The following is an 8,318-nucleotide window of genomic DNA, read 5'->3' on the forward strand; positions in this document are numbered from 1 at the left end:
AAAATGGCTAAACCAAAAAAGAAAGTTACACGTGTTAGAAGAAGAGAACGTAAAAATATAGAACGTGGTCATGCTCATATACAGTCAACTTTCAACAATACAATAATAACTTTAACTGACGTTCATGGAAATGCTATATCTTGGGCAAGTTCAGGACAATTAGGATTCAAAGGGTCAAGAAAATCAACTCCATTTGCATCTCAAATGGCTGCTGAAACAGCTGCAAAAGCTGCGATGGAACACGGATTAAAAAGTGTTGAGGTATTCGTAAAGGGGCCAGGTTCAGGAAGAGAAGCTGCTATAAGAGCTTTACAAGCAACTGGACTAGAAGTAACTATGATAAAAGATGTTACTCCAATCCCACATAACGGATGTAGACCACCAAAGAGAAGAAGAGTGTAATTAATAAGAGTACAAATAGGAGGTGTAGATAAATGGCAAGATATACAGGTGCATCATGTAGACAATGCCGTAGAGAGGGAATGAAATTATTCCTTAAAGGTGATAGATGTTATACAGATAAATGTGCTATAGTTAAAAGAAACTATGCTCCAGGTCAACATGGCCAAGGGAGAAAGAAAGTTTCTAACTATGGATTACAATTAAGAGAAAAACAAAAAGTTAAAAGAATATATGGAGTTTTAGAAACTCAATTTAGAAACTTATACGAACGTGCTGAAAACATGCCTGGAAAATCAGGTGAGAATTTATTAAGTTTATTAGAGAGAAGATTAGACAATGTAGTTTACAGAATGGGACTAGCATCTTCTAGAAAAGAAGCTAGACAATTAGTAACTCATGGTCATTTCACTTTAAATGGAAATAAAGTAGATATAGCTTCATTAACAGTTAAAGTTGGAGATGTGATAGAAGTTAAAGAAAAATCAAGATCTTCTGCAAAATTCAAAAATTTAGTAGAAGTTAACTCAAGAATAGCTCCTAAATGGTTAGAAGCTAATGTAGAAGGAATGACAGCAAAAGTAGTTGGTGTTCCAACAAGAGAAGATATAGATCTTGAAATAGCAGAGCACTTAATCATAGAACTTTACTCTAAATAATAAGCACACTTTTAAAAATTATTTTAAAATTTTGTTTACCCTCAGTGGATTACTGAATTTTAAGGAGGGTTTTGTCCATGATAGAAATAGAAAAGCCAAAAGTAGATATAGTTGAGCTTAGCGAAGACTATAGATATGGTAAGTTTGTTATAGAACCTCTAGAAAGAGGATATGGAATAACTATAGGTAACGCACTAAGAAGAATATTATTATCATCTTTACCAGGTGTAGCAGTAAATGCTATAAAAATAGATGGAGTTCTTCATGAATTCTCTACAATACCTGGTGTTAAAGAAGATGTTACAGAGATAATATTAACTTTAAAAGAGCTTTCAGCAACTATAGATGGTGAAGGAAGTAGAACACTTAAAATAGAGGCTCAAGGACCATGCTCTATCACAGGTTCAGATATAATCTGTCCTCCAGATGTTGAAATATTAAGCAAAGACTTAGCAATAGCTACATTAGATGATAATGCCAAGTTTAATATGGAAATATTTGTAGATAAAGGTAGAGGTTATGTTTCTGCTGAAGAAAATAAAACAGAGAATGTTCCAATAGGTGTTTTACCTGTGGATTCAATATATACTCCTGTTGAGAAAGTTAGTTATCATGTAGAAAACACAAGAGTTGGTCAAAAAACAGATTATGATAAATTAGTACTAGAAGTTTGGACTAATGGTAGTATAAACCCTCAAGAAGGTATATCATTAGCTGCAAAAGTATTAGTTGAGCATTTAAATCTATTTATAGACTTAACTGAACATGTAAGTAGTGTTGAAATCATGGTAGAAAAAGAAGAAGATCAAAAAGAAAAAGTTCTTGAAATGACTATAGAAGAATTAGATTTATCAGTTAGATCATACAACTGTTTAAAGAGAGCGGGAATTAATACAGTTGAAGAATTAGCTAATAAGTCTGAAGACGATATGATGAAGGTTAGAAACCTAGGTAAAAAGTCATTAGAAGAAGTAATACAAAAACTAGAGGAACTTGGGCTAGGATTAAAACCAAGTGAAGAATAGCGAGCAAAGGAGGGATAAGAATGGCTAAGTACCGTAAATTAGGACGTGAAACAGCTCACAGAAACCTTATGTTAAGAAACTTAGTAACTTGTTTACTAAGAAGTGGAAGAATAGAAACTACAGTAACTAGAGCTAAAGAAACTCGTAGAATGGCTGAAAAGATGATAACTCTTGCTAAAAGAGGAGATCTTCATGCTAGAAGACAAGTTTTAGCTTATGTTATGGATGAAACAGTAGTTAATAACTTATTCACAGATTTAGCTCCAAAATATGCTGAGAGAAATGGTGGATACACTAGAATAATAAAAATAGGGCCAAGAAAAGGCGATGCTGCTGAAATGGCTTTTATAGAATTAGTATAGTAAGGAAAGGATTAGGCTTGATGGCTTAATCTTTTTTTTATTTTTTTGACTAAGGTGTGATATAATAATGTGTAAAATGATTTTTATAAGTTATTGCTTACTAAAAGGAGTATGAATTAATGGATAATATAATAAAAGTAAACAATATTTCATTTGAGTATATTACAGATGAAGCAAAACTTAAAGCAATAGATAATTTAAGCTTAGATGTTAAAAAGGGAGAATTTGTTGCGATAATAGGACATAATGGTTCTGGCAAGTCTACTTTATCTAAAAACTTAAATGCTATTCTTATGCCTACAGAAGGAAATATTCTCATTGATGGAATGGACACCAAAGAAGAAGAAAGATTATGGGATATAAGGCAAACAGCAGGTATGGTATTTCAAAACCCAGATAATCAAATTGTTGCCACAATAGTAGAAGAAGATGTAGCTTTTGGTCCTGAAAACTTAGGTATAGAGCCAAAAGAGATAAGACGAATTGTAGAAGAGTCTTTAAAAAGTGTAGGTATGTATGATTTGAGAGGTAGACAACCGCATTTGTTATCAGGTGGCCAAAAACAGAGGGTTGCAATAGCAGGCATAATTGCCATGAGACCCAAGTGTATAATATTTGATGAAGCAACAGCGATGTTAGACCCATCTGGAAGAAAAGAAGTTATGAAAACAATAAAAAGACTTAATAAAGAAGAAAGTATAACTGTTTTACATATAACTCACTTTATGGAAGAAGCTGTAGAAGCTGATAGAGTTGTCGTTATGGAGAAATGTAAGAAACTTTTAGAAGGGACTCCTAAAGAAGTATTTAGTAAAATAGAGATGTTAAAGGAAATCGGTTTAGATGTGCCTTGTATGACAGAGTTGTCTAGTTTATTAATAGAAGAAGGTATAAATATTAGTAGTGATATATTAACTGTGGATGAGATGGTGATGGAATTATGTCAATTATAGTAAAGAACTTAACACATATATATAATGAAGGGATGCCTTTTGCAAGTAAAGCACTTGATGATGTATCTTTTGAGATTAAAGATAGAGATTTTGTTGGACTTATAGGTCATACAGGTTCAGGAAAGTCTACACTGATACAACATCTAAATGGATTATTAAAACCTTCCTCAGGAGAGATTTTTATAAATGATTTTAACATAACAGATAAGAATTTAAACTTAACTGAGATAAGAAAAAGAGTAGGTGTTGTATTTCAATATCCAGAATATCAATTATTTGAAGAAACAATTGATAAGGATATAGCTTTTGGACCCGCTAATTTAGGTTTAGAAGAGGTTGAGATACATAATAGGGTAAAAGCATCGATGGAAGCTGTAGGACTTGACTATGAGGAATTTAAAGATAAATCTCCATTTGAATTATCAGGAGGTCAAAAGCGTAGAGTTGCAATAGCTGGAGTTATAGCAATGAACCCAGAAGTACTTATATTAGATGAACCAACTGCAGGTCTTGATCCTGGTGGAAGAGATGAAATTTTTAATTTAATAAAAAACTTACATGAAAAAAACAATATGACTATAATATTGTCATCACATAGTATGGATGATATGGCAAAGTTGGCACAAACGTTAATTGTTATGAATCATGGTAAAATAGAATTTATGGGTACTCCTAGAGATGTATTTAAATCGAATGCTATTAAATTAAAAGAAATTGGTTTAGATATTCCACAGGTTTTAGAGCTTGCATTGAAATTAAGAGAACAAGGTTTTGACATTAGTGAAGACATATTGACTTTAGAAGAAGCAAAACAGGAAATATTAAGAGTTGTGAGAGGGCGAGGATTATGTTAAAAGATATAACTATAGGGCAATACTACCCAACAAGTTCTGCTATTCATAAATTAGATCCAAGGATAAAACTTGTAGCAACAATTGTATTTATGGTATCTATATTTGTAGTAAATAAATTTTGGCCTTATATGATAGTTTTATTATGTTTATTAGGTATGATAAAGTTAGCTAATATACCTGTTAAGTATATTGTTAAGGGTGTAAAACCTCTTAAGTGGATTATTTTATTTACATTTATTATAAATATATTTTTCTTACCAGGTGATGAGATATGGTCATTTGGATTTTTAACAATAACAAGTCAAGGCTTGAGACAAGCAATTTTTATGGCAATAAGACTTATATTTTTAGTAATTGGGACATCATTACTTACTTTAACAACTTCACCAATAGAATTGACAGATGGTATAGAGCGATTATTGAATCCCTTTAAGAAAATTGGTTTACCAGTTCATGAGCTTGCAATGATGATGACAATTGCTTTGCGCTTTATTCCTACATTATTAGACGAAACAGATAAAATAATGAAGGCTCAAATGTCTAGAGGTGCAGACTTTGAAAGTAAAAATCTTATAAATAGAGCTAAAAATCTAGTACCTCTTTTAGTTCCACTATTTGTTAGTGCATTTAGAAGAGCTGATGAATTGGCTATGGCCATGGAAGCTAGATGTTATAGAGGTGGACACAATAGAACAAAAATGAGGGAGTCTGTTATAGTAAAAGCAGATTATATAGCATGTGTGTTTCAAGTTATTTATTTAGGATTAATCATAGCTACTAGATTTATAGCGATTTAATAGAAGCATATAGGTGAGGTAAAATATGAGAAATATAAAGATTACAATCCAATATGATGGTAGAAATTATTGTGGATGGCAGAAGCAACCAGATTCTCTAGGGATACAAGGTACAATTGAAAAGGCTATATATGAGATAATGAATGAAGAAGTTAAACTTATAGGCTCAGGTAGAACTGATTCAGGGGTTCATGCTCTTGCACAAACTGCAAATTTTAAAATTAGTTCAAGTATAAGTATAGAAAGTGTACCAATGGCACTAAATGCTAAATTACCAAAAGACATAGCAGTTATAGAAGCATGTGAAGTTAATGATGACTTTCATTCAAGATATAGTGCAAAAGGAAAAACATATAAATATTTAATATATAACAGTAAGTTTAGACACCCAATACTTAACAGCATATCATATCAAGTAAAGTATGAACTTGATTTTGAAAAAATGTGTATAGAATCAAAAAGTCTATTGGGTACACATGATTTTAAAGGTTTTATGAGTTCTGGTTCATCTGTAAAAGATACAATACGAACAATATATGATATAAATATAAAAAAAACAGATGATTTGATTACTTTAGAAATTAGTGGAGATGGGTTCTTATATAATATGGTGAGAATTATTGTTGGAACACTTGTTGATATAGGACGTGGTAGAATTAATGAATCATTTTTAGATATAATAGAATCTAAAAACAGATCAAGATGTGGACATACAGCTCCAGCACAAGGATTATTTCTTAAAAAAGTTCATTATTAACTTGACACACCAGGCTACATGTATTAAAATATATGAGAATGTGTTAATAAGTCCACTTGCCCCGGACTTGACATAAACGGTAAAAAATTTTTATGAAAAGTAGTTAAGGAGGGACAGTTATGAAAAGTTATATAGCTAAGCCAGCTGATGTACAAAGAAAATGGTACTTAGTTGATGCTGAAGGAAAAACATTAGGTCGTATAGCAACAGAAATTGCGACAGTATTGAGAGGTAAACATAAACCAACATTTACTCCTCACGTTGATGGTGGAGATTTTGTTGTTGTAGTAAATGCAGAAAAAGTAGTTTTAAGTGGAAAAAAATTAGATCAAAAATATTACAGATACCACACTGGTTATGTAGGTGGATTAAAAGAAATATCTTATAGAGATATGATGGATAAAAAACCAGAAGAAGTTATAGCACATGCTGTAAATGGTATGTTACCTAAAAACAAATTAAGAAGTAGAATGATGACTAGATTAAGAGTATTTGCAGGTGCTGAACACACTCATGCAGCTCAAAATCCAGAAGTTTTAAACTTTAAATAAGATTAATAGGTGAAAGGAGGAGTTTATAATGGCTAACGTTCAATATTATGGAACTGGAAGAAGAAAAAGTTCTGTTGCTAGAGTAAGACTAGTTGCAGGTGAAGGAAATATATTAGTAAATGGAAGAGCATTAGAAAATTATTTTAACTATGAAACATTAATAAGAGATGTTAAACAACCATTAGTTTTAACTGGTAATGAAAATAAATATGATGTTATAGTAAAAGTTGAAGGTGGAGGATTCACTGGACAAGCTGGAGCTATAAGACATGGTATATCTAGAGCTTTATTAAAAGCTGATTTAGATTTAAGACCTGCTTTAAAGAAAGAAGGTTTCTTAACTAGAGATGCTAGAATGAAGGAAAGAAAGAAATACGGATTAAAAGCAGCAAGAAGAGCTCCACAATTCTCAAAAAGATAATTATTTATCTTTTTGGAAAAGCAAAATCCTTTATTTTCTGTTATCCAGAAAATATGGAAGCATGTTGAAATGTTGGGTTTAAGTTAATGATTGATATACAATAAAAAGGATGTTTTTCTATTGAAAAACATCCTTTTTATTGTAATAAAAGATTATATGTTAAAGTTATTGAGATTATAGTTCTATTGAGAAATGGATAAAGAAATTTACAGTAAATATAATTAAAAATTTTACATTTTATAAGTAATAGAATTTAGGTTATTAAATAATATAATTCATAATGTAAATTGTCATAATTTATTATACCTGTTATACGATACTAATTAAAAATGGGAATTTAGAGTATATGTGAATATAGCATACTTATGTAATCATATATTAATATTAAAAAATAGAGATAGATAAATACTAAAGTGAAATTTAAATGTTTGTACTAATATTTGGAATATTATAGTGTTTTTATAAGTATACATATACAGGGTGATGTTGTGAGAAAGTACATAAAACATATAATTTTTAGTTTTGTTATGGTATGTCTAGTAATAGTATCAATATTTGAAGTGAAAAATATTTCTGAAGATGTTATTAAATATATGCCAATAACAAATAAAACAATAATTCTAGATGCTGGTCATGGAGGTATTGACCCAGGCGCATTAAACAAGGATAAGAGCACATCTGAGAAAGATATCAACTTAGCAATAACACTTAAGCTTAGAGAGCTTATAGAATCAAGTGGAGGTCTTGTAATATTAACTAGAGAAGATGACAGTAGCCTCTATAAAGAAGAAAATAATAAAACAACAAGACAAAAATATAATGAGAACTTGAAAAATAGAAAAGAAATAATCTCTAATTCCAATGCTAATATGTTTGTATCCATACATCTAAATGCATTCGAACAATCTAAATACTATGGAGCTCAGACATTTTATCCTAAAGATAAGCAAGATAGCAAGGAATTATCAAAGTGTATTCAAGAAGAACTTAAAAGAGTAGTAGATAAAACAAATAACAGAGAAGTTAAGCCACGAGATGACATATACCTTTTGAAAGAAAATAATATTCCATCAGTATTAATAGAATGTGGTTTTCTATCAAATGAAAAAGAATGTAAACTTTTGACAGATGAAACATATCAAGAAAAGATAGCATGGGCAATATACATAGGTATACAGAAATATCTAAGTTGAAATAATTATAAAAATAAGTCTAAATATGTAAATAGCTTGTATTGAGGTGTTTAAAAATGCACTAATATAAGCTATTTTTGTTTTGACAAAAAAATAATTAAAATAAAAGTTAAAAAAGCGTTGACTTGGAATAACATAGATGGTATTATATATGAGTGCCCAAAAGGAGCACAAAAATAAGACAAAAGAACTTTGAAAATTAAACAGTAGGTTAATTTATAAACAAGAAACAAACCATAAAGCCAGATATTTAGATAACAATAGTATCTGAGCCTGATAAACTTTTATTTGAGAGTTTGATCCTGGCTCAGGATGAACGCTGGCGGCGTGCCTAACACATGCAAGTT

The 8,318-nt window shown here is 30.5% G+C and carries 11 protein-coding genes and 1 rRNA gene; all 12 read left to right on the plus strand.

What is annotated here, in order from left to right:
* Positions 1-3: 3 nt before the first annotated feature.
* Positions 4-402 (plus strand): 30S ribosomal protein S11, encoded by a 399-nt coding sequence (gene rpsK, locus IC174_RS18585; protein ID WP_227437007.1) that lies wholly within the window; start codon positions 4-6, stop codon positions 400-402.
* A gap of 32 nt (positions 403-434) precedes the next feature.
* Positions 435-1,058, plus strand: a complete 624-nt coding sequence (gene rpsD / locus IC174_RS18590) for a 30S ribosomal protein S4 (RefSeq protein WP_227437005.1) — start codon at positions 435-437, stop codon at positions 1,056-1,058.
* A gap of 77 nt (positions 1,059-1,135) precedes the next feature.
* On the plus strand, positions 1,136-2,083 hold the full coding sequence (locus IC174_RS18595; RefSeq protein ID WP_227437003.1) for a DNA-directed RNA polymerase subunit alpha: 948 nt from the start codon (positions 1,136-1,138) through the stop codon (positions 2,081-2,083).
* Between the two features lie 20 nt (positions 2,084-2,103).
* A complete protein-coding gene (gene rplQ, locus IC174_RS18600) occupies positions 2,104-2,445 on the plus strand; it encodes a 50S ribosomal protein L17 (protein WP_003421117.1) in 342 nt (113 codons plus the stop codon).
* Between the two features lie 119 nt (positions 2,446-2,564).
* Positions 2,565-3,398: an energy-coupling factor transporter ATPase gene (locus IC174_RS18605; RefSeq protein ID WP_227483640.1), complete on the plus strand. Its 834-nt coding sequence runs from the start codon at positions 2,565-2,567 to the stop codon at positions 3,396-3,398.
* Complete coding sequence (locus IC174_RS18610) at positions 3,386-4,252, plus strand: energy-coupling factor transporter ATPase (protein ID WP_227436999.1); 867 nt, start codon at positions 3,386-3,388, stop codon at positions 4,250-4,252. Before IC174_RS18605 ends, IC174_RS18610 begins: the two co-directional genes overlap by 13 nt.
* Positions 4,246-5,049: an energy-coupling factor transporter transmembrane component T family protein gene (locus tag IC174_RS18615; RefSeq protein WP_227436997.1), complete on the plus strand. Its 804-nt coding sequence runs from the start codon at positions 4,246-4,248 to the stop codon at positions 5,047-5,049. The genes IC174_RS18610 and IC174_RS18615 overlap by 7 nt, the downstream gene beginning before the upstream one ends.
* Before the next feature lie 25 nt (positions 5,050-5,074).
* Positions 5,075-5,806: a tRNA pseudouridine(38-40) synthase TruA gene (gene truA / locus IC174_RS18620; protein ID WP_227436995.1), complete on the plus strand. Its 732-nt coding sequence runs from the start codon at positions 5,075-5,077 to the stop codon at positions 5,804-5,806.
* A gap of 119 nt (positions 5,807-5,925) precedes the next feature.
* Positions 5,926-6,357, plus strand: a complete 432-nt coding sequence (gene rplM, locus IC174_RS18625; protein WP_227436993.1) for a 50S ribosomal protein L13 — start codon at positions 5,926-5,928, stop codon at positions 6,355-6,357.
* A 28-nt stretch (positions 6,358-6,385) separates the two neighbouring features.
* Positions 6,386-6,778: a 30S ribosomal protein S9 gene (rpsI, locus tag IC174_RS18630; RefSeq protein ID WP_003421105.1), complete on the plus strand. Its 393-nt coding sequence runs from the start codon at positions 6,386-6,388 to the stop codon at positions 6,776-6,778.
* Between the two features lie 488 nt (positions 6,779-7,266).
* On the plus strand, positions 7,267-7,971 hold the full coding sequence (gene cwlD / locus IC174_RS18635) for an N-acetylmuramoyl-L-alanine amidase CwlD (RefSeq protein WP_227436991.1): 705 nt from the start codon (positions 7,267-7,269) through the stop codon (positions 7,969-7,971).
* Positions 7,972-8,255: 284 nt separating this feature from the next.
* Positions 8,256-8,318: ribosomal RNA gene (locus tag IC174_RS18640) — 16S ribosomal RNA — on the plus strand; the annotation flags it as partial.

Source organism: Clostridioides sp. ES-S-0001-03, assembly GCF_020676075.1.
Classification (GTDB): Bacteria; Bacillota; Clostridia; order Peptostreptococcales; family Peptostreptococcaceae; genus Clostridioides.

Coding starts and splice junctions, on each gene's coding strand:
- rpsD (WP_227437005.1), top strand. CDS start 435: ATGGCAAGATATACAGGTGCATCATGTAGACAATGCCGTAGAGAGGGA.
- IC174_RS18605 (WP_227483640.1), top strand. CDS start 2,565: ATGGATAATATAATAAAAGTAAACAATATTTCATTTGAGTATATTACA.
- rpsK (WP_227437007.1), top strand. CDS start 4: ATGGCTAAACCAAAAAAGAAAGTTACACGTGTTAGAAGAAGAGAACGT.
- IC174_RS18615 (WP_227436997.1), top strand. CDS start 4,246: ATGTTAAAAGATATAACTATAGGGCAATACTACCCAACAAGTTCTGCT.
- rplQ (WP_003421117.1), top strand. CDS start 2,104: ATGGCTAAGTACCGTAAATTAGGACGTGAAACAGCTCACAGAAACCTT.
- truA (WP_227436995.1), top strand. CDS start 5,075: ATGAGAAATATAAAGATTACAATCCAATATGATGGTAGAAATTATTGT.
- IC174_RS18595 (WP_227437003.1), top strand. CDS start 1,136: ATGATAGAAATAGAAAAGCCAAAAGTAGATATAGTTGAGCTTAGCGAA.
- IC174_RS18610 (WP_227436999.1), top strand. CDS start 3,386: ATGTCAATTATAGTAAAGAACTTAACACATATATATAATGAAGGGATG.
- rpsI (WP_003421105.1), top strand. CDS start 6,386: ATGGCTAACGTTCAATATTATGGAACTGGAAGAAGAAAAAGTTCTGTT.
- rplM (WP_227436993.1), top strand. CDS start 5,926: ATGAAAAGTTATATAGCTAAGCCAGCTGATGTACAAAGAAAATGGTAC.